Here is a 26,108-nt window from a genome sequence, read left to right as displayed (position 1 = left end):
CGGGCGTTCTGTCCGATCAGGCTTCCGCCCGTTCGACAGGATGCTTGTCGAGCCACGCGTTTTCGTCGTCTTCGAACAGACGTGAGCGGGTGAGGAATCGCAATCCGCTCGGTCGCTCCAGCGAAAACATGCCGCCATTGCCCGGCACCGCGTCGATGATCAACTGCGTGTGCTGCCAGTATTCGAATTGCGATTCGCTCATGTAAAACGGCACGCCGGCAATGATGCCGAGTTTGACGTCCGACGAACCGAGCATGAACTCGTTTTGCGGAAACATCATCGGCGCACTGCCGTCGCAGCATCCGCCGGATTGATGAAACAGCACGGCGCCATGTTCCGCGCTGAGCTTCTCGATCAATTCGACGGCTGCCGGTGTCGCAATTACGCGCTCCACTTCTTTCTCATCGGCCATCGCAAGTCCTCCCTGAAAAAGAGCGAGCCGCACGAAGCGGCTCGCCCGAGCAGTATCGCTATTGCGCCGCGACGCTTAGAAGAAACCGAGCGGCTTGTCGCTGTAGCTGACGAGCAGGTTCTTGGTTTGCTGATAGTGATCGAGCATCATCTTGTGATTCTCGCGCCCGATACCCGATTGCTTGTAGCCGCCAAACGCCGCATGCGCCGGATAGGCGTGATAGCAATTGGTCCACACACGTCCAGCCTGAATTTCGCGGCCGAAGCGATACGCACGCGTACCGTCGCGAGTCCAGACGCCGGCGCCGAGGCCGTAGAGCGTATCGTTGGCGATCTGCAGCGCTTCTTCCTCGTTCTTGAACGTGGTGACCGACACAACCGGTCCGAAGATTTCTTCCTGGAAGATGCGCATCTTGTTGTGACCGCGGAAGACGGTCGGCTTGACGTAATAGCCTTTGCTCAGTTCGCCGTCGAGTTGATTGCGCTCGCCGCCGATCAGGCATTCGGCGCCTTCCTTCTTGCCGAGATCGACGTACGAGAGAATCTTCTCCAGTTGTTCCTGCGAAGCTTGCGCGCCGATCATCGTTTTAGCGTCGAGCGGATGGCCTTGCGAAATCGCGGCGACGCGTTTCAATGCGCGTTCCATGAAAGCGTCGTAGATCTTTTCGTCGATCAAAACGCGTGACGGACACGTGCAGACTTCGCCCTGATTCAGCGCGAACATGGTGAAGCCTTCGAGCGCCTTGTCGAAGAAGCTGTCGTCTGCGTTCATCACGTCGGCGAAGAAAATGTTCGGGCTCTTGCCGCCGAGTTCGAGCGTCACCGGAATGATGTTCTGGCTCGCGTACTGCATGATGAGACGACCGGTGGTGGTTTCGCCAGTGAACGCAATCTTCGCGATACGCTTGTTCGAGGCGAGCGGCTTGCCTGCTTCGAGGCCGAAACCGTTCACGATATTCACGACGCCGGCGGGCAGCAGGTCGTGAATCAGTTCCATCAGAACGAGGATGGACGCGGGCGTTTGCTCCGCCGGTTTCAGCACGACGCAATTGCCGGCGGCGAGTGCGGGCGCGAGCTTCCACACGGCCATCAGAATCGGGAAATTCCACGGAATGATCTGGCCGACTACGCCGAGCGGTTCGTGGAAGTGATAGGCAACCGTGTCGTCGTCGATTTGCGACAGCGAGCCTTCCTGTGCGCGCACGGCGCCGGCGAAATAGCGGAAGTGGTCGATTGCGAGTGGGATGTCGGCGGCCATCGATTCGCGCAGCGGCTTGCCGTTGTCGATCGTTTCCGCGACGGCCAGACGCTGCAGATTCGCTTCCATCCGGTCGGCAATCTTGTTCAGGATGTTGGCGCGTTCCGTGGTGGACGTTTTGCCCCACGCCGTCTTGGCGCGATGCGCGGCGTCGAGCGCGAGTTCGATGTCGGCTTCGCGTGAGCGGGGAATCGACGTGAACGCTTCACCGGTGATCGGCGAGACGTTATCGAAGTACTCGCCGCCTAGCGGCTTGACCCATTCGCCGCCGATAAAATTCGCATACTGCTTCTTGTACGGGAATTCGGTGGTCAGAAACTGCATCTCTGCATGATTCATCTGTGTGCTCCTCACATGTTTGAATGGGCTATATTCGGCGCGATATTTCGCTTGGCCGCGATTGGTGAGAGCCAGAAGTGTGCCAATGCACCTCGCTGGTGACGCATGCAGGTGCAGCAAGCACTGTTGCGCAGCATGTTCGCGTCGCACTGTTCACAGGGAGCCCAAGAGACGCGCGCATTCTGAACACTGCGCAATCGGATGTTCACGAATTGAACACATGCCGCCCGTGTTCCGGCTGACCGGTCGATCCGGGTGACTGTTCGAGCGGTCCCGCGCGTTCGGCATAAGACTTGCCTGCCATTCTGGCCATTTCCCGTTTTCGCCGACTCCGTATGACCATCGACCTCGCCTGCGACAGCCGGACCGATCCCGCCTCGAAGCCAGACTTCCGCGTGCAAACACTCGTCGCTTACGACGCCGATGAACAGGCGCGCAATCTGCACGGCTGGAGTCAGACGTACGATCAGCTCACTGCGGGCCGATTCCTGGGCGGTTTGACGGAGTTGTGCCTCGACGACATGCAGGTGTTCGTCGAGACCACGAGTCACACGCTGCGGCAAACCTGCGAGATTCAGGAAGACGCATACTGGTTCGGCATTCCCACGTGTCCCAATGGCAGCGGACGGATCGATGCGCAAATGGTCGGCGGCGATGCGCTCGCGTTTCGTCCGGGCGGCATCGAATTTGAATTGCTGACGTCGCCGGGCTACGAGATTTTTGGGGTGGTCGTGAAAGCGGACGTGTTGCGCCGCTATGCGGCCGAGGTCGAGCGGGTCGATCTCACCGACCGCCTGCCGCACACTCGCGTCGTACCGGTCGGCGTGGCGCGCAAGGCGCATCTGTGCGCCTCGTTGCGACAACTGCTCGACGGTGGCGCGACAAGCGGTGCGCCCATGTCGCCCGCAGCGCGTGGCAACTTGCAGATGTCGGTACTGGCCGCGTTATTTGATGTGGGCGCATTGCCCGCCGATCCGCAAACGGAACTGCCCGCGCGTCCGCGGCGTCAGTCGATCGTTGCCGAGGCGCGCGAGTACCTGCTGGCCAATCGTGACCGGGCGATCAACGTGCCCGAGTTGTGCGAGCGTCTGCACGTCAGCCGGCGCACGTTGCAATACAGTTTTCAGGACGTGCTCGGGATGGCCCCGGCTACGTATCTGCGCGCCATCCGTCTGAACGGAGCGCGGCGCGATCTGTGCGACGCGTCACGGGCGGCGCGCTCGGTTCAGGATGTCGCCGCGGCTTGGGGTTTCTGGCATCTGAGCCAGTTCGCAACCGACTACCGGAAGCTCTTCGGCGTGTTGCCGTCGGAGACGCTGAAAGCGGGCGCGAACGGCCGCGCATCGAAGCCATTCGCCGAGGTTGCGCATTGAACGCGCGCTGAAGCCGCGCGAACCAACGAAGCTTATTTGCGCAGTAATCGCAGTCCGTTCGCCACCACGAGCAGGCTCGCGCCGACATCGGCGAACACGGCCATCCACATCGTGCCGAGACCGATCAGCGTCAGCACGAGAAACACGCATTTGATGCCGAGCGCTACGCTGATGTTTTGCACCAGCACGGCATGCGTGGCCTTCGAAAGCCGGATGAACTGCGGGATTTTGCGTAAGTCGTCGTCCATCAAGGCGACGTCGGCGGTTTCGATCGCCGTGTCGGTGCCCATGGCGCCCATCGCGAAGCCGATGTCCGCGCGTGCGAGCGCCGGCGCGTCGTTGATGCCGTCGCCGACCATGCCGACCATCGCGCCGTCTTTCGACCACGTATCGACGGCGTTCAGCTTGTCTTGCGGCAACTGATCGCCGCGCGCTTCGTCCACGCCGACCTGCTGCGCGATGGCCGCCGCCGTGTGCCGGTTGTCGCCGGTGAGCATGGCGGTGCGAACGCCGAGCCGCTGCAATTCCGCGATGGCCGCGCGGCTCGTTGCCTTCACCGTGTCGGCAACGGCGAAAAGTGCGAGCACGCGTTTGTCGTCCTTCAGCATGACGACCGTTTTGCCTTGCTGCTCCAGCGCGTCGAGCCGGGTTCGAAGCGCGGCAGGCGGCGACGCCGATTCACGCCCGAGTTCGTCGACCAGCCGTTGATTGCCGAGCCAGTAAGTCGCACCGTCGATATCGCCGCGTACGCCGCGTCCCGCCAGCGCCTCGAATTCGTCGACGTTTGAAGTCGCCACGCCGTCGCTCTGGGCGGCCGTCGCAATCGCCATCGACACCGGGTGATCCGAACGTGCCGCGAGACTTGCCGCGAGCGAGCGGTAATGAAGCGAGTTAGCACCGCTTTCGTTCTCGACCAGCATTGCGAAGTCGGTCTGCTGCGGTTTGCCGTGAGTCAGCGTGCCGGTTTTGTCGAGCGCGAGTCGGCTCAGCTTGCGGCCCTGTTCGAGATACGTGCCGCCCTTGATCAGGATGCCCTTGCGGGCAGCCGACGCCAGACCGCTGACGATCGTCACCGGCGTGGAAATCACGAGCGCGCACGGACACGCGATCACCAGCATCACCAGCGCCTTGTAGATCCAGTCGTGCCACGAGCCGCCCGCCAGCAGCGGCGGCAACACCGCGACGGCAACTGCCAGCGCGAAGACGATTGGCGTATAGACGCGGGCGAACTGGTCGACGAAACGCTGGGTCGGCGCTTTGGCGCCCTGCGCTTCCTCGACCGCGTGGATGATGCGCGCGAGAGTCGTGTCGGCGGCGGCCGCCGTCACGCGATAGTCGAACGAGCCGGCCTGGTTGATCGTGCCGGCAAACACGGTGTCGCCGGCGGCTTTGTCGACCGGCAGGCTTTCGCCAGTGATCGGCGCCTGATCGACACTCGATCGACCGGTCACGATTTCGCCGTCGAGCGCGATCCGTTCGCCCGGCTTCACGCGCACGACGGCGCCGAGCGGAATCGCCGCGAGCTCCATGGGCAGCCACGCGCCATCCGGTTGTCGGACGCTGGCCTGCGCCGGCGTGAGGCGCATCAGTCCCTGGATCGCGTTGCGGGCCCGGTCGAGCGACTTCGCCTCGATCAACTCGGCCAGCGTGAAAAGCGTCATTACCATCGCGGCTTCCGGCCACTGTCCGAGGAGCAGGGCGCCGCTCACGGCAATGCTCATCAGCGCGTTGATGTTGAGATTGCCGTTGCGAATCGCGAGCCAGCCTTTCCTGTAGGTCGTGAGGCCGCAGGAGGCGATCGCGATGATTGCCAGACCCGCTGGCACCCAGGCGGGTGCGCCGAGCCAGCTCGCGGCCTCTGACGCGACCGCGGCGACGCCAGCGAGCGCGAGCGGCCACCACGGTTTGGGCGTCGCGGGATTCGCCATCGCGGCGACCTGGTCGCTGGGCAAGTCGTCGGCCAGTTCGGGCGTGAAATCGAGCGAGCGGAGCGCCGCGAGGATCGAGTCCAGCGCTTCGGGCGCGTGAACAACGGTGAGTACGCGCTGAATCAGATTGAAGTCCATGCTGCGAACGTCGGGCATGCGGCTGAATTTCTTGCGGATCAGCGCCTCTTCGGTCGGGCAGTCCATCTGCAGAATGCGGATCGCCGCGCGCACGTCGTCGCCGACGGACTCGGGGCGAGGCAAGGGGACCGGCGTCGACGCAACCGGCGATGCGCAGCAAGCTCCGCCCGTGTGGTCGTGATCGTGTCGATGAACGTGTGCCGCTTTCGCGTGGTCATGTCCGCAGCTTTCGCCGTGCTCATGGCCTTCGTGGGCAGGCGAATGACCTTCGTTCTGGGCGGGGCTAGCCGCGTCGAGCAGTGCGTCATGCGAATCGTACGGGTCGTGCGAGCGGTGCGGCATGGTGGCTTCCTGGGGCGATTTGTGGTCTAGTAAACACCTTGAAGCCACTACAAGGTCAAGAACGCCATACGGAGGGTTCATGAAAATCGGCGAATTGGCGAAAATTGCCCATTGCACGACCGAAACCATCCGTTTCTACGAGAAAGAAGGTCTGTTGCCCGAAGCGGAGCGTACCGAGGCCAATTACCGCAGTTACACGGCAAAGCATGTCGAACGGCTGCGTTTCATCCGTAATTGCCGCGCGCTCGACATGACCCACGACGAAATCCGCGCCTTGCTGCGTCTCACCGACGCGCCCGCGGACGGCTGCGGCGGCATCAATGCGTTGATCGACGAACACATTGCCCACGTCGACACGCGCATCGAAGAATTGAAGCAACTGAAATCGCAATTGAGCACGCTGCGCGACCAGTGCCACGGCGAGCAGGCCGTCGTCGACTGCGGCATCGTCCAGGGTCTCACGGAAATGGATGTGAGCGCGACCCGCGCACGGCATACGCATCTGGGTTGACGCTGAAACCCGGCATCGTCACCGGATAGTCATTGCATGCCAGGCGAGGCGGCTTGTGCTGCCCGCCCCACGAACAATCGAATCGAGTTGGAGAATCAACGTGTTTACCTGTAGAAATCAGCCCTGCGGCGAGAAGTGGGAACTGTCGGACGTCGTAATCAAGAATGAAGGGCAAGGGCTTCTGTTCCGTTGCCCGATGTGCGGCGCGCGCAATTACGTCGAGCGTTTCGACGGTGAAGACGGCGAGGTGCTGTACGAGCAGATCGAAGGACGCCCGGCTGCCGGCCCGATGGCCGAATAGTTTCGACGTCCCGCACCATCAGGACTTCAGTTTTTTTAGCCGCCATTTCAGCCGAACGCGAGCCCACATCCTTATGAACAGTCCCACACCCGCCGGCGCGCCATTCAGCGAACTGGCGCTACCCGCCGCAACGCTCGCCAATCTCACGCAGCTCGGCTACGTCGAGATGACGCCGATCCAGGCCGCGAGTTTGCCGATCGCGCTGGCCGGCCACGATCTGATCGCGCAGGCGAAAACCGGCAGCGGCAAGACCGCGGCGTTTTCGCTGGCGCTGCTTTCGCGTCTCGACGTGCGCAACTTCGCCGTGCAGGCGATGGTGCTGTGCCCGACGCGCGAACTCGCGGATCAGGTCACGCAGGAAATCCGCCGCCTCGCCCGTGCCGAAGAAAACATCAAGGTGCTGACGCTCTGCGGCGGCACGCCGATGCGTCCGCAAACGGCCAGCCTCGAACACGGCGCACATATCGTGGTCGGCACGCCGGGGCGCATCATGGATCACCTCGAGCGCGGCAGCCTGCCGTTGCAGTCGCTCAATACGCTGGTGCTCGACGAAGCCGACCGCATGCTCGACATGGGTTTCTTCGACGACATCGCGACCGTCGTGAAGCAATGCCCGAAAGAACGCCAGACTCTGCTGTTTTCCGCGACGTACCCCGAAGGCATCGTCAAGCTGAGCCAGCAGTTTCTGCGTCAGCCGAAGGAAGTGAAGCTCGCCGAGCGGCACGACAACACGAAGATCCGTCAGCGCTTCTATGAAGTGACCGAGGATCAGCGTCTGCACGCCGTGGGGCTGCTGCTCAACCACTATCGCCCGGTCAGCACGCTGGCGTTCTGCAATACCAAGCAGCAATGCCGCGATCTGCTCGACGTGCTGCGCGCGCAGGGTTTTCATGCGCTCGCCCTGCATGGCGAACTCGACCAGCGTGAACGCGATCAGGTGCTGATCCAGTTCGCGAACCGGAGTTGCTCGGTGCTGGTCGCCACGGACGTCGCCGCGCGCGGGCTCGACATTGCACAGCTCGAAGCGGTGATCAATGTCGACGTGACGCCAGACCCGGAAGTACACGTGCACCGCATCGGCCGTACGGGCCGCGCGGACCAGGAAGGCTGGGCGCTGAGTCTCGCGAGCATGAACGAGATGGGCCGCGTCGGCAGTCTGGAACAGGCGCAAAAGCGCGAAGTGGAATGGCACAAGCTCTCTGAGCTGAAGGCCGAAAGCAGCGAGCGTCTTTTGCCGCCGATGGAAACGCTGCAGATTCTCGGCGGCCGCAAGGAAAAGATCCGTCCGGGCGACGTGCTCGGCGCGCTGACCGGCGAGGCGGGTTTCGCCGGCTCGCAGATCGGCAAGATCAACGTGACCGAAATGTCGACCTACGTCGCCGTGGAGCGCAGCATCGCCCGCGAGGCGCTGCGTAAGCTCAGCGCCGGCAAGGTCAAGGGCAAGAAGGTCAAAGTCCGTCTGATGGACGAAATCTGATCGTCCGAAGCACGTGCGCACCCGGTCGTCCGGGTGCGCAAGCATCACATTACGTCATACCTCGGTGGATTTTCGCGCTCCCCGCGCGGCTTCATTTTCCCGCCACATCCCCGATTCCACTGCCTTTGCGCGTGCCCGCGCGTGTTTGCGCGAGCCATGACGTAATTGCATGCCGCGCATGACAAAGTTTCGATTGTGACGGTTCTTTGGCTGATGCCTAATTCATTCGAACCGGAAGGAACCGCCGCGTGGCTGGCCGTTCGCGAATCCACTGCCGGATGGAGATAGGGAGAAAGTTATGCAGAGCGCTACTCAAGCCCGCTCGAAACTGCCTGATGTGGGCACGACGATTTTTACCGTGATCGGTCAACTGGCCGCGGAGCACGACGCACTGAATCTGTCGCAGGGTGCGCCGAATTTCGCGCCGGACCCGAAGCTGGTGGACGGCGTCGCGCAGGCCATGCGTGCCGGTCATAACCAGTACGCGCCGATGGCCGGCATTGCCACGCTGCGCGAAGCGCTCGCCGACAAGGTCGAGACGCTCTACGGCGTGCGCTACGACCCCGCGACCGAAGTGACCGTGATCGCCAGCGCGAGCGAAGGTTTGTACTCGACCATCAGCGCGCTCGTGCATCCCGGCGACGAAGTGATTTACTTCGAGCCCTCGTTCGACAGTTACGGCCCGATCGTGCGCTTGCAGGGCGCGACGCCGGTGGCGATCAAGTTGTCGCTCGACGGCTTTCGCGTGGACTGGGACGAAGTTGCTGCCGCGATCACGCCGAAGACGCGCATGATCATCATCAATACGCCGCACAATCCGACCGCCACCGTGTTCAGCGCGGCCGATATCGAGCGGCTCAAGGCCGTGACGCGCAACACCGACATCGTGATTCTCGCCGACGAGGTCTACGAACACGTCGTGTTCGACGGCGCGAAGCATCAAAGCATGGCGTGCGATCCGCAACTCGCGGAGCGCAGCGTGATCGTGTCGTCGTTCGGCAAGTCGTATCACGTAACCGGTTGGCGCGTCGGTTATTGCCTCGCGCCCGCCGCGCTGATGGACGAAATTCGCAAGGTCCATCAGTTCATGGTGTTTTCCACGGATACGCCGATGCAGTACGCGTTCGTCGATGCGTTGGCGAATCGCGACAGTTATCTCGGCCTGTCCGCGTTCTATCAGCAGAAGCGCGATCTGCTGGCCGACGCGTTGCGCGACTCGCGCTTCGAGTTGTTGCCGAGCGAAGGTTCCTTTTTCATGCTGGCGCGTTTTCGCGGCTTCTCCGACGAGAGCGACAGCGATTTCGTGTTGCGCCTGATTCGCGATGCGCGCGTCGCAACCATTCCGTTGTCGGCGTTCTACTCCGACGGAACGGATTCCGGCCTGATCCGCCTGAGTTTTTCGAAAGACGACGCGACGCTGATCGAAGGCGCACGACGTCTGTGCGCAATCTGATTCGACGCTGTGTGACGGGCCATCGCGAATGGCCGGTTTTTTGATCGCAGTATGATCGTCGCGCACACATGCAACGGTGCAAGCGCGCCGAGTTACAACAATATCGAAGAGAAGGGACCTGTCATGACACTGCTCAAGCCTCTGCTGGCACTGGCCTGCGCATTCGCGTCGATCGCGGCGTCTTCCGCCGCGTATGCCGCCGATACCTCGACCTTGCGTTTCGGACTCGAAGCGCAGTATCCGCCGTTCGAATCGAAAGGGCCCAACGGTGAGTTGCAAGGGCTCGATATCGACGTCGGCAAAGCGGTTTGCGTGGCCGCGCATATGACGTGCAAATGGGTCGAGACTTCGTTCGACGGCCTGATTCCCGCGCTGCAAGGCCGCAAGTTCGACGCCATCAATTCGGCGATGAACGCCACCGAGCAGCGTCGTCAGGCAATCGATTTCACCAGCGTCGTGTATCGCGTGCCGACGCAACTGATCGCCAAACGCGATAGCGGTCTGCTGCCGACGCCGGAATCGTTGAAGGGCAAGCGTGTGGGCGTGTTGCAGGGGTCCATTCAGGAAACCTTTGCGAAGACGCATTGGGAGCCGGCCGGCGTGACGGTCGTGCCGTATCAGGATCAGAACCAGGTGTACACGGACATCGTTGCCGGACGTCTCGACGCTACGCTCGTTCTGGCGCCCGCGGGACAGACGGGATTTTTGTCGAAGCCGAATGGCCGCGATTACGCTTTTGTCGGTCAACCGGTGCGTGACGACAAGATTCTCGGCAGCGGCATCGCTTACGGCATCCGCAAGGGCGACACCGAATTGCGCAACCGTCTGAACGCCGCGATCGCGAAAGTGCAGAGCGACGGCACGGTGAAGACGTTGGCCGCGAAGTACCTCGGCGATATCGACGTGTCGTCGAAGTAAGACGGCCGCGCGGAGTTGCGCCAGCCGTCGTCACTGTCGACGACGGCCGGCGGTCACCTCATTGAGCGAGTCCGCAGCATTTCTTGAATTTCTTGCCGCTGCCGCATGGGCACGGATCATTGCGTCCGACTTTCGGCTCGGTTCGCTGTGCGGCGCTGGACGCTGACTGCGCGGCAGCTTCGCAATGAGGCTGCCAGTAGCGATAAATCGCGGCGATGCTGCCGGGAATTTCCCGCGTGAGCGTTTCCTGCTGCTCCGGCGTCTCGACCAGTTGCGCTTCTTCGTCCGTGAGATCGATCGCGCCCATCAGGTGCAGCGGACGCAGATGATGCCGCGCCTGCTCGTCGTCGAGCAGCGGTTGCCAGTCGCGCCGCACCCGCGCGAGCGCTTGCACGAAACCCATGGCCCACGCTTCGCCGTCGATGTACTCGCGCTCGCTGTCGTCGACACGGCTGAAACCGAAAACCGGCTCGAATCCATCAGGATCGTTTTCCAGACTCGCGATGATGCCGTTCTGATGGCGAATGATCAGCCCGAGAATGCGCTGCGCCTGATCCACGCTGTCGAACGCCGGAGTGTCGTCCTCGCTCGGCCCCCACACGCCCGGCAGCCAGTGGCTCGGCGGTACGGTGGCCGGCCCGATCGCTAAAGCCGTCAGATAACCGTCGAGGCTTTCGATCGTCAGCGTCTCCTCGGATGTGGCGTCGGAGATCAGAAACTCGTCGAGTTCTTCGAATTCCTTCTCGGACAGCGGCACGGTGAGCTCAGCAGGATTGAGTTTGGACTTGGACACCAGAGGCTCCGGAGAAGGTCGACGAAAGCGCGCGAGAAAAGCAAAAAGCCCAGTCGCAAGGACCGGGCTTTTTGTTGAATGCTTGGTGGGGCGTGAGTGACTCGAACACTCGACCTACGGATTAAGAGTCCGCTGCTCTACCAACTGAGCTAACGCCCCCAACAGAAGCGAAATTATGCAGTAACTTTTCTGACTTGCCAAGCCCTCGTTAGCAGATTTCCTAAAAAAATTGAGATAGACCGGTCGAGGATGGCCTCGGTCCGAACCGCATCGCCGAAAAGGCGCTGGCTGCGGTGTCCCGGTATCATGTCGCGGAGAGCCAGCCGCACGAAGCGTCGCGCGGCATTCGACCGGGGGCAGCCATGGATGAAAAAGAGATTCTCGAGTTGCTCGACCGCATTCTTGCGCCTTGGGTCCGGTCGCTCACGTTGACGCCGGTCAAGGTCGACGAGGAAAGCGCGACGTTGCGCCTGCCGTTTTCCGGCGGGCTGCGTCATTCCGGCGGCGTGATCTGCGGACAAGTCTTCATGGCCGCCGCCGACACGGCAATGATCGTCGCCATTTCCGCCGCGCTCGGCGGCTTCAAGCCGATGAGCACGGTGTCGCTCAACATCAGTTTCATGCGGGCGGTCCGCAAGGGCGACGTGCTCATCACCGCGCGCGTGCTGCGCATGGGCCGCAATCTGGTGTTCGGCGAGGTCGAATTGTTCGACGAGTCCGGCAATATGGCCGTCCACGCCACCACGACGTACGCGTTGCTGGATTAGAAAACAGGCTCGTCGACGAGCCGGAAGGCCGCAAGAAAGGAAAAAACGGATGTTCGATCAGGTCGTATTCGCTGGCGGCGGCAATCGCTGCTGGTGGCAGGCGGGTTTCTGGGACGTGGTGCAGCCCGAACTGCGCATTCGTCCTCGCGTCATCACCGGCATTTCGGCCGGCGCGGCGACGGCGTGCATGCTCTACACGCGCGATTCCAACTGGGTCATGCGCTATTACGAAGACGCGCTGCGCCACAATACCCGCAACGCGTACTGGGGCAATCTGCTGCGCGGCGAATCGGTTTTTCCGCACTACCGCATCTATCGGCAGGCCTTGCTCGACATCTACGGCGACCGTTTCTCGACGCTCGCCGACGCGCCCGAGATTCGCATCGGCGTGTCGCATCTGCCGCGCTGGCTGGGCGCACGCAGCGCGGTCGCAGCGGGGCTCATCGCGTACAACATCGAAAAATACGTTCGCAAAACGCTGCACCCGACACTCGGGCAAACGCTCGGCTTTCATCCGGAGTTCGTGCGGGCGCAGGATTGTGCGACGGTCGAAGATCTGGCCGATCTGATCCTGCAATCGTCGAGTACGCCGCCTTTTACGCCGGTTTTGCGGCGCAATGGCCGTCCGGTGCTGGACGGTGGCATGGTGGACAACGTGCCGGTCGGCGCGCTCGACGCCGATGCGCCCGGCAACGTCCTCGTGATGGTGACGCGCCTGTATCCGCGGCCGCAGATGTTCGTCGTGCCGCATGGCGTGCAGCAACGGCTGTACGTGCAGCCGTCGCGCAAGGTGCCGATTTCGAGCTGGGACTACACGAGTCCTTCGCAGATGTCGCACGCCTACAATCTCGGCCGCGTCGACGGCGAAACGTTCCTCGAGCGCATGCCGGCACTGCTCGAAGCGGGCGCACACGAAACGCGCTGAATCTCTGCGTGGCGGCGCGTTCGTGATCGAGGCCGCCGCAGCGGGCCCCAACGTTTAGCGGCGACGGCCGCCTTGCAAAGCTTCCGGGTTCGCCACGCTGGCCGTGTCGCCGGCGTCGAAAGCCAGGATGTTGTTGAACGCCGCGGTGAAGTACTGCTCGTAGCTTTCGCGCTCCACGTAGCCGATGTGCGGCGTGCAGATCACGTTTTCCATGCGCAGCAGGCTGTAGCCCTGCAAAATCGGCTCGCTTTCGTACACGTCGATGGCAACCATCCCCGGACGGTTGTGCGACAGCGCGTTCACCAGCGCGTTTTCCTCGAGCAGTTCGGCGCGGCTCGTGTTGACGAGCAAGGCAGTCGGCTTCATACGCATCAGATCTTCCTGCGTGACGATGCCTCGGGTGTCGTCGTGCAGGCGCAAGTGCAGCGAAAGCACGTCACTCTGTTCGAACAACGCTTCCCGGCTTTCGGCAACGCCGTAGCCGTGCTCACGCGCCGCTTCGCGCGAATGTTCCCGCCCCCAGACCAGCACGTTCATGCCGAACGCCTTGCCGTAGCCCGCGAGCAGGCGGCCGATCTTGCCGTAACCCCAGATACCGAGCGTTTGTCCCCGCAAAACCTGCCCGAGGCCGAAGTTCGGCGGCAAGGCCGAAGTCTTCAGGCCGGACTGCTGCCAGGCTCCCTGCTTAAGGTTTGCTACGTATTGTGGAATGCGCCGTTGGGCAGCCATGATGAGGGCCCAAGTCAGTTCGGCCGGCGCATACGGCGAACCGGTGCCTTCGAGGACGGCGATGCCGCGCTCGGTACAGGCGTTCAGATCGATGTGGCTGGAGACTTTGCCGGTCTGGCTGATCATGCGCAAACGAGGCAATTTGTCGAGCAATTGAGAGCTGATGCGGGTACGTTCGCGAATCAGAACGAGTGCGTCGACTTCGGCGAGACGGCTGGCGAGCTGGCCGAGACCGCGCACGGTGTTGTTGAAAACTTTGACCTCATGGTCGGCCAGCAACTGAAAGCAGTCGAGCTTACGAACGGCGTCCTGATAATCGTCGAGGATGGCAATCTTCATGGTATGTGTCTTGCGGCGCACCATAGCGGTGCGGAACGGAGTGTTATGCTGACTGTCCCACCATGTGACCTAGGTCACATGCCGGTCTGGCTGAATGCCTTACCGTAGAAGCTCCCGCAAAGAACGGAAGCGTTACGGCAAGGCCGATTGACATCGTTTTTAACAGTTTGTTGCGTGTTGAGGCAAGCCGCTTTACAGACGGTTGCAGACACCGCTGGCGGTGAGCCTTGCGCAACGGGCTGTGTAGCCCATGATGACCTGTGCAGTCGCGCGCCGTGTTCCTGGAACTTCGGCGCGGCGAACGAAACGCCTCTCGCGAGCAGCGTCCCTTGGGCTTGTACCGTTTTTCTATTGCTAACAAAACGGAGACAGGTCGATGAATCATCCCGCATTCGAAGGACAGCCCGCCGTCGAAGCGTCCGCAGGGGCGCCCGCGTGGGTCAGGAACAAGAAACTCATCGAGTGGGTCGAGCGCGTTGCCGCTTTGACGCAGCCCGAGCGGATCGAATGGTGCGATGGGTCGCAGGAGGAGTACGACCGCTTGTGCGCCCAGATGGTCGAAGCCGGCACGCTGAAGAGGCTCAATCCGGCGAAACGTCCCAATTCCTATCTCGCCTGGTCCGACCCGTCCGACGTGGCGCGCGTCGAAGATCGCACCTTCATCTGCTCGCAGCGCCGCGAGGACGCAGGCCCCACCAACAACTGGATTGCCCCAGCCGACATGCGCTCGACGCTCGACGGCCTGTTCGACGGCGCGATGCGTGGCCGCACGATGTATGTGGTGCCGTTCTCGATGGGGCCGCTCGGTTCGCCGATCGCGCACATCGGCGTCGAACTGAGCGACAGTCCGTACGTGGTGACGAACATGCGCATCATGACGCGCATGGGCCGCAAGGTGTACGACGTGCTCGGTGACGACGGCGAGTTCGTGCCGTGCGTCCATTCGGTTGGCGCGCCGCTCGCCGCTGGCGCGAACGACGTGCCGTGGCCCTGCAACAGCACCAAATACATCGTCCATTTCCCCGAATCGCGTGAAATCTGGAGCTATGGCTCCGGCTACGGCGGCAACGCGCTGCTGGGCAAGAAGTGCTTTGCATTGCGCATTGCCTCGACCATGGGCCGCGACGAAGGCTGGCTCGCCGAACACATGCTGATTCTCGGCGTGACGTCGCCCGAAGGACGCAAGCATCACGTCGCCGCGGCATTCCCGTCGGCGTGCGGCAAGACCAACTTCGCGATGCTGATTCCGCCCGAAGGCCTGAATGGCTGGAAGATTTCCACGATCGGCGACGACATCGCGTGGATCAAGCCGGGAGCCGACGGCCGCCTCTACGCCATCAATCCGGAAGCCGGCTATTTCGGCGTTGCGCCGGGCACGAGCGAAAAGACCAATTTCAACGCCATGGCGACGCTGAAGGAAAACGTCATCTTCACGAACGTCGCGCTCACCGACGACGGCGACGTCTGGTGGGAAGGCATGACCGACGAACCGCCCGCGCATCTGATCGACTGGCAAGGCAAGGACTGGACGCCGGCCAGCGCGAAAGAGAGCGGTCGCAAGGCGGCGCACCCCAACGCACGCTTTACGGCCCCGGCTGCGCAATGTCCGTCGATCGACGCCGACTGGGAGAACCCGGCCGGTGTGCCAATCGACGCCTTCATTTTCGGCGGCCGTCGCTCGACGACCGTGCCGCTCGTCACCGAGGCGCGCAACTGGGTGGAAGGCGTCTACATGGCCGCGACCATGGGCTCCGAGACCACGGCCGCAGCGGCCGGCCAGCAAGGCGTGGTGCGCCGCGACCCGTTCGCGATGCTGCCGTTCTGCGGCTACAACATGAGCGATTACTTCGGACACTGGCTGAAAACCGGTGCGCGTCTCGCGGAGATGAACGCCAAGGTGCCGAAAATCTTCTGCGTGAACTGGTTCCGCAAAGGTCCGGATGGCAAGTTCGTCTGGCCGGGTTTCGGCGAGAATATGCGCGTGCTGAACTGGATGGTGGGGCGCATCGAAGGTTCGGCGCAAGGCGAAGAGCACGCGTTCGGCGTGTCGCCGCATTACAAGGACATCGACTGGAGCGGACTGGATTTCAGCCGCGAGCAATTCGAGCAGGTGATTTCCGTCGACGACGCGGCCTGGCGCGAAGAACTCAAATTGCACGCCGAGCTATTTGACACGTTGCAGCAAGGTCTGCCGCAGGCTTTGACCGAAGCGAAACGATCGCTTGAAAACAAGCTCGCTGCTTAGTCATGTGAGCATTCACTTCGCATTGAAAGCCGCCTTTGGGCGGCTTTTTTCATCCACGTTGCTGTGAATGCCGCCGTTGCTCTGTCGGGCAGCGCTCAGTCTGCACCGTTGCGTCTGTTCGAACAAAAAAGACGATGCAAGCTGCATTGCAGCAGATTGTTTCTGTTACGGGAACAATCGGGCGTCGAGCCCCACGGTGGGGCGCAAAATGGCACAGATTTAGACAAAAATTCCGCTATTGCGGGCAACTTCTGCACGATTTCGCGAGTCGTAGGAGAATCCCAAGTTCGCTTCGCTGGTTTTCACCGATTGTCAGGAAGCTGTAACACGGCAGGAGTTGTCTTATGGATCATTTGCAGTCGATGCGAGTTTTCGTCAAAGTGGCGGATCTCGGCAGTTTTGCCCGCGCTGCTAGCGCGATGGATATTTCCAACGCAGTTGCCACCCGTCACGTTGCCGACCTCGAAGGTCGTCTCGGTACACGACTGCTCAACCGCACCACCCGCAGCTTGTCGCTGACCGAATCGGGTCAGGTTTATCTCGAACGCGCGCGCCAGATTCTCGACGAACTGGAAGATGTCGAGCAGATGGTGGTGGCGCGCAATCACGAACCCGTCGGCACGTTGCGAATCGTCGCGCCAGTGGTGTTCGGGCTTCATAACCTCGCGCCGGTGCTCCAGACGTACGCGGAGCGCTATCCGAAAGTGATTCCCGATGTGACGCTGGTCGATCGGCAGGTTGATCTGGTCGAAGAAGGCTTCGACGTTGGCGTCGTGGTCACGCGGCAGATGCGCAGCGCGAGCATCGTCACGCGGCGTCTGACCACCGGTTGCATGACGGTGTGCGCGACGCCGGCGTATCTGGAGAAGCACGGTACGCCCACGCGTCCCGAGCATCTGCTCGAACATCCGTGTCTGAGCCTGCCGTCCGAGTACTGGGGCGACGAACGCGTGTTCACGGGTTCGGAAGGCGAAGTGCGCGTGCGTCCGTCCAACGTGATCGTGGCGAACAACACGGAAATGCTGCGTCAGTTCGCGCTGCTCGGCATGGGCATCGCGATTCTGCCGAGCTACCTGATTGGCCGCGACATGACGCGTGGCCGCCTCGTGCGTCTGCTCGGCGACTTCCGTCTGCCGCAGGTGGAAATCAACATTGCGTATCCGAGCCGCCGTCACTTGCCAGCCAAGGTGCGCACGTTCATCGACCATCTGGTGGAGCACTTCAGCCAGACGCCGAACAGTCTGCTTGGCGAACAGTGGATCAAGGACGGCCTGGAACGGCCCGCCACGGTCCCGGAACTCGATTCCGCGGACACCATGCCGCCGGAAGCGTTCGACGGCGCTGAGCCGCTGTCGCGCCTTCTAGACAGCGAGCTGTCGCCGGTGCCGAAGACCTTGACCAAGCCGACCAACCGTCCGCGACCGACGGCCTTGTCGCCGCTGTAAATTCGCCGGCGCGCGCTCCTGGTTCGGGAGCATCGTCCGGTTGAATAGGAAAAGGGGCAGTCACGTGAGTGACTGCCCCTTTTTCATGTGTCGGCGGTTCGAGCCCGAAAGAGTCTTCGTGGCTCGACCGTGTTGCTAGTGGCGCAACGCGCGTTACGATCCCGTCTTCCGCGCGACGGCCTTTTTCGCCGGCGCTTTCTTCGCCGCGACCGTCTTTTTTGCCGCCGTTTTTGCGGCCGGTGCTTTTTTCGCCGCGACCTTCTTCGCTGCGGGCGCGGCTTTCACCGGCGCTACTGCGACGTCGGCTTCGGCGTCATCCGATTCCGGCGCTGCCTTAACGGCCGATTTGGCCGCCGCGGTCTTCGCAGCTGTCTTGGCGGACGGCTCCTTCTTTTCGAACTCGAAGCCGATCTTGCCGTCGTTCTGCTTGACGAGGAAAGCCTTGAAGTTGCGACCGGTGCGTGACGATTTGAAGTTCGTCAGCAGATCGGTGCGGCCTTCCTCCAGCAGCTTGGCCATCTGCTCGCGCGCGATTTCCTGCTGCAGGATGACTTTGCCCGAGCGGAAGTCGCAAGTCTTCGGGTTCGCCACCGAGTTCTCGCAGACGTAGCTCATGCCGTGCTCGAAGACGCGGCCCTTGCACTTCGGGCACGCGCCGACCGGCTGTTGATCGGAGAAGTCAGGCGGTTCGCCGTCTTCGCCGCCCGAATCCTGACCGAAGTCGAATTCGAGCTTGTAGTTCTTGATCTCGTCGTCGAGCGAGAGCTTCAGGATGGCCGAGAACGGCCGGCCCATCTTGCTGCGGAAACCCGACAGCGGCCCGATCGTCTTGTTCGTCAGCAACTCCTCGACTTCTTCGATTTCGAACTGGCGGCCGCCCGGAATCTTGGAGATGGAGAACTCGCACTTCGTGCAGGCAAAGCGACGGTAGTTTTCCTTCACCTGACCGCCGCAATTCGGACACGGCGTCTGAAGCGTCGCGTAGTCGCCGGGGATCGTGTCGGAATCGTATTCCTTCGCGCGCTTGACGATGGTTTGCGTCATGCGGGCGATTTCCTGCATGAACGCGTCGCGCGGCAGATTGCCCCGCTCCATTTGCGAGAGCTTGTATTCCCACTCGCCGGTCAATTCGGGCGCGGTCAGTTCCTTCACGCCGAGGCCGCGCAGCAGCGTCATCAGCTGGAACGCCTTGGCGGTCGGGATCAGGTCGCGGCCTTCGCGGATCAGATACTTTTCGCCCAGCAAACCTTCGATGATGGCGGCGCGCGTCGCCGGCGTGCCGAGACCCTTGGCCGCCATCGCTTCGCGCAGTTCGTCGTCTTCGACCAGTTTGCCCGCGCCTTCCATGGCGGAAAGCAACGTGGCTTCGTTGTAGCGTGCCGGCGGTTTCGTGACCAGTTGCTGTGCGGCGATCTTGTCCGTCTTGACCTTCTCGTCTTTCTGCACCGGCACGAGGTTGGCGTCTTCACCGCTGATTTCGCGGCCGTACACCTGCAACCAGCCCGGTTCGACCAGCACCTTGCCTTCGGTCTTGAAATGATGACCGACCACTTCCGTGATACGCGTGGTGACGCGATATTCGGCAGCCGGGAAGAACACCGACAGGAAGCGCTTCACGACGAGGTCGTAAAGTTTCTGCTCCGGCTCGGAGAGGTTCTTCGGCGCTTGCGCCGTCGGGATGATTGCGAAGTGGTCGCTGATCTTCGAGTTATCGAAGATTCGCTTGTTCGGTTTCACCCAGCCCTTGTCGAGCACCTGCTTGGCGTACGGGAGATAGTTGTTGCTCTCCTTGAGCATGCCCAGCGTCTCTTTGACCGTATCCATATAGTCTTCCGGCAGCGCGCGAGCGTCGGTCCGGGGATAGGTCAGCACCTTGTGCTTTTCGTACAGCGCCTGAGCGAGACCGAGCGTGTTCTTGGCCGAGAAACCAAAGCGGCCGTTCGCTTCACGCTGCAGGCTCGTGAGGTCGAACAGCGCCGGCGACAGTTGCGTGGACGGCTTCGATTCTTCCGTGACCGTGCCGATCTGGCCGCGGCAGGCCGCGACGATCGTTTCGGCCGCGGGCAGCGCCCACAAACGCGAATCGCGTTTTTCGGGGTCGAACTCGTCGCGCTTGAATTTCGGATCGAACCAGCGGCCTTCGTAGAAGCCGGCAGCGCAGACGAACTCCGCCTTTACTTCCCAGTAATCGCGCGGCACGAAACGGCGAATTTTCTCTTCGCGTTCCACGACGATCGACAGCGTCGGCGTTTGCACGCGTCCGACCGTGGTCAGGAAGAAGCCGCCGCCCTTGCTGTTGAACGCGGTCATCGCGCGGGTGCCGTTGATGCCGACCAGCCAGTCCGCTTCGGAACGACAACGCGCGGCGTCGGCGAGCGGCTGCATTTCTTCGTCGCTACGCAGACGGGCGAAGCCGTCGCGGATCGCGCCTGCGGTCATCGACTGCAACCACAGACGCTGCACCGGCTGTTTGGCTTTCGCGTGTTGCGCAATCAGGCGGAAAATCAGCTCGCCCTCGCGCCCCGCGTCGCATGCGTTGATCAGGCGATCGATGTCTTTGCGCTTGAGCAGCTTAGTCAGCACCTTCAGGCGCGACTCGCTCTTGGCGATCGGATTCAGATCGAAATGCGGCGGAATGACGGGCAGGTTGGCGAAGCTCCACTTGCCGCGCTTGACCTCGTAATCTTCGGGCGCAGCGATTTCCAGCAGGTGACCGACTGCCGAGGAAAGGACGTAGTCGTCGCTCTCGTAGTACTCGTCATGCTTGGTAAAGCCGCCCAAAGCGCGCGCGATGTCGTTCGCGACGGATGGCTTTTCGGCGATGATCAGTGCTTTGGACATGACTCGATGTGAGGTTGGTAGATCAGGGTTGATAGCCTTGAGTGCGCTTTTCGCAGCGCCACCCTCGTTTGCGACCTTGGCGACCCATTAACGACCGCTTTATAGCACACGCCGTGAAAGCGGCGTGTCAACAGCATAAAAAAGCGCGTCTTCGTGACGACGCGTGCAGGCATCGGCCGGGCATTGCCGCGCCGGCTGCGCATAGTGCGCAACACAGGCGCGATAAGGCTGCGCAGACAGCCGACGGGTCAGGCTTCCGTCATCAGGGCAGGCCGCAACTTCGGCGCACCGCTGATGCCGGGCACGGCCGTCAGATCCGCCAGCATCCGCTCCACGATGGCGGCTTGCGGCAGTACCGTGCCAAAAAAACGTGTCGTGACCGAATCTTCGATCAGGATCGTCGGGAAGTTCTCGACATCCAGATCGTCGAAGCGATCCGCATGGGTCTCGATGTCGATCCATGCGAAACACATATCCGGATGCCGGTCGGCCAACTGATCGAACGCTTCCCGATAGTCGCGGCACGTGCCGCACCACTCTGCGCACAGGCAGGCAACGAACAGCGTGTCAGGTTCGTTGACGCGCTCGGCGATCCGGTCTTGGTCGGTGTCGAGGTTCAGCGCGGGCATGGTGGTTCCTTAGTGCTTTAATCAGGTGCTTTGGCGCGAATGTAGCATGGCCGGTAGCGGGCGGTGGTCAACCGTGCGTGGCTCGCGTGTAGCGACCACCGGGCAAAGCGGTGACGTGGCCGGCGAGTTCGAGGTGCAGCAAGGCGTTTTGCAATGCCGCGCCCTCCATCTCGGTGCGGGTGGCAAGAATTTCAAGCGTGGACGGCGAATGGCCAAGCGCGGCGAGCAGTTTCTGGTGGTCGGGTTCGGCTTGCGCGCTTGCATCGGCTCCAGAGACGGCTTCTGGTGCCGGCGCTTGCGTGCAGGGCGGCAGCGAGAGGCCCGGCATCGGTCCGGCGTCCCAGAGCGCAGTCTGCGTACTGCAACCGGGCGCCCGGACGCGTGCGGGCAGCGGTGGTCTTTTGAAGCCGATTTCCTCCAGCACGTCGTCCGGTGTCTCGACCAGCTTCGCGCCCTGTTTAATGACCCGATGGCATCCACGCGACAACGGCGCATGAATGGAGCCCGGCAACGCGAAGACATCGCGACCCATTTCATTGGCGAGCCGCGCGGTGATCAGCGAACCCGAGCGCATGGCTGCCTCGACGATCAGCACGCCGCTCACGAGGCCGGCGATGAGCCGGTTTCGTTGCGGGAAATTGGCGGCGCGCGCAGGCGTGCCCAGCGGCCATTCGGACAGAATCGCGCCGTTGGCAGCGATCTGATGTGCCAAAGGATGATGCGCGGCGGGATAGACGAGGTCCGCGCCCGTGCCGATCACCGCCACCGTGCCGCCGGCACCCGCAAGGCCGCCGCGATGCGCCGCGCCGTCGATGCCGAGCGCCAGTCCCGACACGACCGTCACGCCGGCCGCCGAAAACTCCCGCGCGAACCGTTCGGCGTCTTCGATACCTTGCGGCGTGGCGCTGCGGCTTCCCACGATGGCGATTGCCTGGGTGTGCAGCAGATCCAGCCGGCCCTTTATATATAGCAGCGGTGGCGGATCCGGCATGGTGAGCAGCGCCGGCGGATAGACCGGATCGTCGAGCGTCACGAGATGGTTGCCGGGCACCTCGCGCCAGGCACGAACGGCGTCCAGTTGGGCGTCGAAATCGTCGGCCGGCGGGGATAGCGCCGCGCGCGCAACGGACTCGCCGGCGACGTCGGCGAGCGCATCGAACGATTGCTCGACGATCGCTTCCGGCAGTCCGAATGCGCCTAATAGTAAGCGCAGCGCCGCCGGTTTCAGGCCGGGCGCGAGCGAAAGCCGCAGCCATGCGGCCAGTTCCGTATCAGTTGCGGGCAAGGTATGCATGCTGTCGATCCTTACAGCGCCTGCGGGCAGACGGGCGCCATGCTAAAATTTTCATCATCCGAAATAACTGCAGCGCCGCGCCCACCCGCGCGGGCTCGTCGTCTGGCGCACAGTGGCGCGTTGAATCGAACCGGTTCGACACCATCTATCCTGTGCGTAACACGGTGAGCTCACAACCTGGCCGAATGGCCAACGCGAGCCTTCCCCCGGCCAGCGGCGCCTAAAAAACACCTCGAAATCATGGCTTTACTGAATATCCTCAATTACCCCGACAAACGGCTGCACAAGGTCGCGAAGCCGGTCGAAGTGGTCAACGACCGTATTCGCCGTCTCGTCGCCGACATGGCCGAAACGATGTACGCCGCACCGGGCGTCGGCCTCGCCGCAACCCAGGTCGACGTGCATGAGCGCGTGATCGTGATCGACGTGTCGGACGATCACAACGAACTGCTGGCGTTCATCAATCCGGAAATCGTCTGGTCGAGCGACGAGAAAAAGCTGTCTGAGGAAGGCTGCCTCTCCGTGCCGGGTATCTACGACAACGTCGAGCGCGCCGAGAAAGTGCGCGTGCGCGCGCTCAACGAGAAGGGCGAGACGTTCGAGCTGGATTGCGAAGGCCTGCTCGCCGTGTGCATCCAGCATGAGATGGATCACCTGATGGGTCGCGTGTTCGTCGAGTACCTGTCTTCGCTGAAGCAGACGCGCATCAAGAGCAAGATGAAGAAACTCGCCCACGCGATGTAATGCGCGTTCACTTCGCCTACCGCACCTGTTCATGAGCCATTCGCTGCGCGTCATTTTTGCCGGTACGCCGGAATTCGCCGCGGCGGCATTAGCCGCCATTCACGAAGCGGGCTTTCCGGTGCCGCTCGTGCTCACCCAGCCCGACCGGCCCGCCGGCCGCGGCATGAAACTGCAGGCGAGTCCCGTGAAGCGCTACGCGCAGGAGCACGGGCTGGCTGTCGCGCAGCCGCCTTCGTTGCGCCGCGCGGGCAAGTATCCCGCCGAAGCCGCTGACGCCATCGAGCAACTGCGCGCCACGCCGCACGACGTCATGGTCGTGGCTGCGTACGGGCTGATCCTGCCGCAGGAAGTGCTCGATATTCCGCCGCACGGCTGCATCAACATTCACGCGTCGCTGTTGCCGCGTTGGCGCGGCGCGGCGCCGATCCACCGCGCCATCGAAGCGGGCGACGCCGAAACCGGCATCACGCTGATGCAGATGGACGTGGGCCTCGACACCGGCGCAATGATCTCCGAAGCGCGCACGCCCATTTCGGATAACGACACCACGGCCACCTTGCATGACCGGCTGGCGCAAGACGGCGCGAAGCTGATCGTCGCCGCGCTGATCGAACTCGAACGCACCGGCAAACTCGCGGCCACATCGCAGCCGGAAGACGGCACCACCTACGCGGAAAAGATCGGCAAGCAGGAGGCGGCGCTCGACTGGCGCAAGCCCGCCGCGGTTCTCGCTCGCCAGGTGCGAGCGTTTGATCCGTTTCCAGGCGGCGTCGGCACGCTGGAAGACGGCACGGCAATCAAGATCTGGGCGGCATTGCCGGCCGGCGGCGCGGACGGCAAAGCGCCCGGCACGATCGTCGATATCTCGCCGGAAGGCGTGCTGGTGGCGTGCGGCGAAGGCGCGTTGCGTCTTACCCAGTTGCAGAAACCCGGCGGCAAGCGTCTGCCGGTGCGCGAATTCCTGGCGGGCGCGACGCTCGTCGCAGGTCAGCGTTTTCAGCTTCCTGAAACAAAATAACCGACGTATGCACGCTGCGAACATCGTCCGTTCGGACGATGTTCGAACGCCCTGTTTGCTCGCTCGCGGCGCGTTAGAATCGCTGTCAATAGTCGTGTCTCGAGGTTTTCATGTTTGGCATCACCCATTTCGAGTTTTTCGTCGTCGCAGTTTTTCTGCTGAACGTGACGCCCGGTCCCGATACGGCTTACATCGTCGGGCGCAGTGTCGCGCAAGGTCGCGGCGCGGGTCTGATGTCGGCGCTCGGTATTTCTGCAGGGTGCTGCGTGCACTCGCTGGCCTGCGCGTTCGGGCTGACCGCGCTGCTGGCGGCGTCGGCCACGGCTTTCACCATCATCAAATTTGTCGGCGCCATTTATCTGATCTATCTGGGTGTGCGTCTGGTTTTCGCCAAACCGGCGGAGGATCAGGCTGCTGGCGAAGCTCGCCCGGCCGGTGCGCCTAAATCGTTGCGTCAGCTTTTCCTGCAGGGTTTCTGGACCAACGTCCTCAATCCGAAGGTCGTGCTGTTTTTCGTCTCTTTCTTTCCGCAATTCGTCACGACAGACAGCGATCATAAAGCGCTGGCCTTTCTCACCCTTGGCGCTGTGTTCGTCGTCATGAGCATGGTGTGGAACAGTTTCGTGGCGTGGATCGCCGGTAGCGTGACGCGACGCTTCTCCGGCAAGCCGTCGGTGAAGAAATGGCTGGATCGCGGTGTCGGCAGCGCTTTCGTCGGCTTGGGTATCAAGCTCGCCACCGCATCGAAATGATTGAATTTTCCGCGCGCGCCCATATCTAACATTTCGCTTACAATCAGGCGCCGCGATTGCGTGGCGCAGATATGAACCCGCGTTAGGGCAAGGAGTGGCAGACATGTTCAATTGGGTCAAAACCGCGATGTTGATGGCCGCGATCACGGCCCTTTTCATCGTGATCGGCGGGATGATCGGCGGATCGCGCGGCATGATGATCGCGCTCGTGATCGCGCTCGGCATGAATTTCTTCTCGTACTGGTTCTCGGACAAGATGGTTCTGCGCATGTACAACGCGCAGGAAGTCGACGAAAACAGTGCGCCGCAGTTCTATCGCATGGTGCGTGAGCTTGCGACGCGCGCCAGTTTGCCGATGCCGCGCGTCTACCTCATCAACGAAGATGCGCCGAATGCGTTTGCTACCGGCCGCAATCCGGAACATGCGGCGGTGGCAGCCACCACGGGCATCCTGCGGGTGTTGTCCGAGCGGGAAATGCGTGGCGTGATGGCGCACGAACTGGCGCACGTGAAGCATCGCGACATTCTGATCTCCACGGTCTCGGCCACCATGGCGGGTGCGATTTCGGCGCTGGCGAACTTCGCAATGTTTTTCGGCAGCCGCGACGAAAACGGTCGTCCGACGAATCCGATTGCGGGTATCGCCGTGGCATTGCTTGCGCCGATCGCCGGTGCGCTGATCCAGATGGCGATTTCGCGTGCACGTGAATTCGAAGCAGACCGTGGCGGCGCGCAGATTTCCGGCGACCCGCAGGCGCTTGCTTCCGCGCTGGACAAGATTCATCGCTACGCGAGCGGCATTCCGTTCCCCACGGCGGAGCAGCATCCGGCCACGGCGCAGATGATGATCATGAATCCGCTCGCGGGCGGCGGCATCGCGAATCTGTTCTCGACTCACCCGGCCACCGAAGAGCGCATTGCGCGTCTGACGGAAATGGCGCGAACGGGGCGCTTCGAGTAAAGCCCCGACGGCGCAAAACCGGAGCGGTGAAACAAAGGCGAACTCGCACGGGTTCGCCTTTTTTATTGCGAGCAGCGTCGATCCCGACCTCATCTCTCGCTTTTTCAAGCCCATAGATGCAAGGTGCGGAGCGCACCACGCAGTCCGGCGAGGCGCCCGCACAAGCCCCTGCGCCGC

Annotated in this window: 22 protein-coding genes and 1 tRNA gene; 14 read left to right on the top strand and 9 right to left on the bottom strand. The window is 62.3% G+C overall.

Annotated features, from left to right (window positions below):
• Positions 1-16 precede the first annotated feature (16 nt).
• Entirely contained in the window at positions 17-412 is a 396-nt protein-coding gene (locus P3T18_RS10315; protein ID WP_429299798.1) for a DUF779 domain-containing protein, read from the bottom strand.
• 75 nt (positions 413-487) lie between these two features.
• A complete protein-coding gene (gene adh, locus P3T18_RS10310; RefSeq protein WP_429299797.1) occupies positions 488-2,008 on the bottom strand; it encodes an aldehyde dehydrogenase in 1,521 nt (506 codons plus the stop codon).
• 335 nt (positions 2,009-2,343) lie between these two features.
• Between adh and P3T18_RS10305 the strand changes: the two genes are divergently transcribed.
• Positions 2,344-3,381, top strand: coding sequence for a helix-turn-helix domain-containing protein (locus tag P3T18_RS10305; RefSeq protein WP_429299796.1), 1,038 nt, complete (start codon positions 2,344-2,346; stop codon positions 3,379-3,381).
• Between the two features lie 32 nt (positions 3,382-3,413).
• Here P3T18_RS10305 and P3T18_RS10300 read toward each other — a convergent pair whose 3' ends face one another.
• Positions 3,414-5,789, bottom strand: coding sequence for a heavy metal translocating P-type ATPase (locus P3T18_RS10300; protein WP_429299795.1), 2,376 nt, complete (start codon positions 5,787-5,789; stop codon positions 3,414-3,416).
• Between the two features lie 79 nt (positions 5,790-5,868).
• Here P3T18_RS10300 and cadR point away from each other — a divergent pair, with 79 nt between their 5' ends.
• The 5 genes from cadR to P3T18_RS10275 all read left to right on the top strand — a co-directional run bounded on the left by cadR (position 5,869) and on the right by P3T18_RS10275 (position 10,449).
• The gene (cadR, locus tag P3T18_RS10295) at positions 5,869-6,300 is read left to right on the top strand and encodes a Cd(II)/Pb(II)-responsive transcriptional regulator (RefSeq protein ID WP_429299794.1); all 432 of its coding nucleotides are present in this window, start codon (positions 5,869-5,871) and stop codon (positions 6,298-6,300) included.
• Between the two features lie 100 nt (positions 6,301-6,400).
• Entirely contained in the window at positions 6,401-6,601 is a 201-nt protein-coding gene (locus tag P3T18_RS10290) for a hypothetical protein (RefSeq protein WP_429299793.1), read from the top strand.
• A gap of 73 nt (positions 6,602-6,674) precedes the next feature.
• Entirely contained in the window at positions 6,675-8,078 is a 1,404-nt protein-coding gene (dbpA, locus tag P3T18_RS10285) for an ATP-dependent RNA helicase DbpA (protein ID WP_429299792.1), read from the top strand.
• A gap of 298 nt (positions 8,079-8,376) precedes the next feature.
• The gene (locus P3T18_RS10280) at positions 8,377-9,531 is read left to right on the top strand and encodes a pyridoxal phosphate-dependent aminotransferase (protein ID WP_429299791.1); all 1,155 of its coding nucleotides are present in this window, start codon (positions 8,377-8,379) and stop codon (positions 9,529-9,531) included.
• A 123-nt stretch (positions 9,532-9,654) separates the two neighbouring features.
• Positions 9,655-10,449, top strand: coding sequence for an ABC transporter substrate-binding protein (locus P3T18_RS10275; protein WP_429299790.1), 795 nt, complete (start codon positions 9,655-9,657; stop codon positions 10,447-10,449).
• 58 nt (positions 10,450-10,507) lie between these two features.
• Here the strand turns inward: P3T18_RS10275 and P3T18_RS10270 are convergent, their stop codons facing one another.
• Positions 10,508-11,242, bottom strand: a complete 735-nt coding sequence (locus P3T18_RS10270; RefSeq protein ID WP_429299789.1) for a UPF0149 family protein — start codon at positions 11,240-11,242, stop codon at positions 10,508-10,510.
• 83 nt (positions 11,243-11,325) lie between these two features.
• Positions 11,326-11,401 (bottom strand) — tRNA-Lys (locus P3T18_RS10265).
• 203 nt (positions 11,402-11,604) lie between these two features.
• Here P3T18_RS10265 and P3T18_RS10260 point away from each other — a divergent pair.
• Both P3T18_RS10260 and P3T18_RS10255 read left to right on the top strand, forming a co-directional pair.
• A complete protein-coding gene (locus tag P3T18_RS10260; RefSeq protein ID WP_429299788.1) occupies positions 11,605-12,009 on the top strand; it encodes a PaaI family thioesterase in 405 nt (134 codons plus the stop codon).
• Positions 12,010-12,058: 49 nt separating this feature from the next.
• Positions 12,059-12,934: a patatin-like phospholipase family protein gene (locus P3T18_RS10255; protein WP_429299787.1), complete on the top strand. Its 876-nt coding sequence runs from the start codon at positions 12,059-12,061 to the stop codon at positions 12,932-12,934.
• Positions 12,935-12,988: 54 nt separating this feature from the next.
• Here the strand turns inward: P3T18_RS10255 and P3T18_RS10250 are convergent, their stop codons facing one another.
• Positions 12,989-14,002, bottom strand: a complete 1,014-nt coding sequence (locus tag P3T18_RS10250) for a D-2-hydroxyacid dehydrogenase family protein (protein ID WP_429299786.1) — start codon at positions 14,000-14,002, stop codon at positions 12,989-12,991.
• Between the two features lie 376 nt (positions 14,003-14,378).
• Between P3T18_RS10250 and P3T18_RS10245 the strand changes: the two genes are divergently transcribed.
• The gene (locus tag P3T18_RS10245) at positions 14,379-16,247 is read left to right on the top strand and encodes a phosphoenolpyruvate carboxykinase (GTP) (RefSeq protein WP_429299785.1); all 1,869 of its coding nucleotides are present in this window, start codon (positions 14,379-14,381) and stop codon (positions 16,245-16,247) included.
• Positions 16,248-16,591: 344 nt separating this feature from the next.
• Positions 16,592-17,692 carry a LysR family transcriptional regulator gene (locus P3T18_RS10240; protein ID WP_429299784.1) on the top strand — a complete coding sequence of 367 codons (1,101 nt, stop codon included), beginning with the start codon at positions 16,592-16,594 and terminating at the stop codon, positions 17,690-17,692.
• 153 nt (positions 17,693-17,845) lie between these two features.
• Here the strand turns inward: P3T18_RS10240 and P3T18_RS10235 are convergent, their stop codons facing one another.
• The 3 genes from P3T18_RS10235 to dprA all read right to left on the bottom strand — a co-directional run bounded on the left by P3T18_RS10235 (position 17,846) and on the right by dprA (position 22,456).
• The gene (locus tag P3T18_RS10235) at positions 17,846-20,533 is read right to left on the bottom strand and encodes a DNA topoisomerase III (RefSeq protein WP_429299783.1); all 2,688 of its coding nucleotides are present in this window, start codon (positions 20,531-20,533) and stop codon (positions 17,846-17,848) included.
• A gap of 248 nt (positions 20,534-20,781) precedes the next feature.
• Positions 20,782-21,162 (bottom strand): thioredoxin family protein, encoded by a 381-nt coding sequence (locus P3T18_RS10230; protein ID WP_429299782.1) that lies wholly within the window; start codon positions 21,160-21,162, stop codon positions 20,782-20,784.
• Between the two features lie 67 nt (positions 21,163-21,229).
• Positions 21,230-22,456, bottom strand: a complete 1,227-nt coding sequence (gene dprA / locus P3T18_RS10225) for a DNA-processing protein DprA (RefSeq protein ID WP_429299781.1) — start codon at positions 22,454-22,456, stop codon at positions 21,230-21,232.
• A 240-nt stretch (positions 22,457-22,696) separates the two neighbouring features.
• Here dprA and def point away from each other — a divergent pair, with 240 nt between their 5' ends.
• From def to htpX, 4 genes are all read left to right on the top strand, one after another.
• The gene (gene def, locus P3T18_RS10220) at positions 22,697-23,200 is read left to right on the top strand and encodes a peptide deformylase (protein ID WP_429299780.1); all 504 of its coding nucleotides are present in this window, start codon (positions 22,697-22,699) and stop codon (positions 23,198-23,200) included.
• Positions 23,201-23,231: 31 nt separating this feature from the next.
• Positions 23,232-24,218 (top strand): methionyl-tRNA formyltransferase, encoded by a 987-nt coding sequence (gene fmt, locus P3T18_RS10215; RefSeq protein ID WP_429299779.1) that lies wholly within the window; start codon positions 23,232-23,234, stop codon positions 24,216-24,218.
• Positions 24,219-24,328: 110 nt separating this feature from the next.
• A complete protein-coding gene (locus tag P3T18_RS10210) occupies positions 24,329-24,970 on the top strand; it encodes a LysE family translocator (protein ID WP_429299778.1) in 642 nt (213 codons plus the stop codon).
• A 103-nt stretch (positions 24,971-25,073) separates the two neighbouring features.
• Entirely contained in the window at positions 25,074-25,931 is an 858-nt protein-coding gene (gene htpX, locus P3T18_RS10205) for a zinc metalloprotease HtpX (protein ID WP_429299777.1), read from the top strand.
• Positions 25,932-26,108 lie beyond the last annotated feature (177 nt).

Source organism: Paraburkholderia sp. GAS199, assembly GCF_050436585.1.
In the GTDB taxonomy this organism is placed as follows: Bacteria; Pseudomonadota; Gammaproteobacteria; order Burkholderiales; family Burkholderiaceae; genus Paraburkholderia.
The sequence above is the reverse complement of the archived record's forward strand: the minus strand, read 5'-3'. Positions and strand labels throughout refer to the sequence as shown.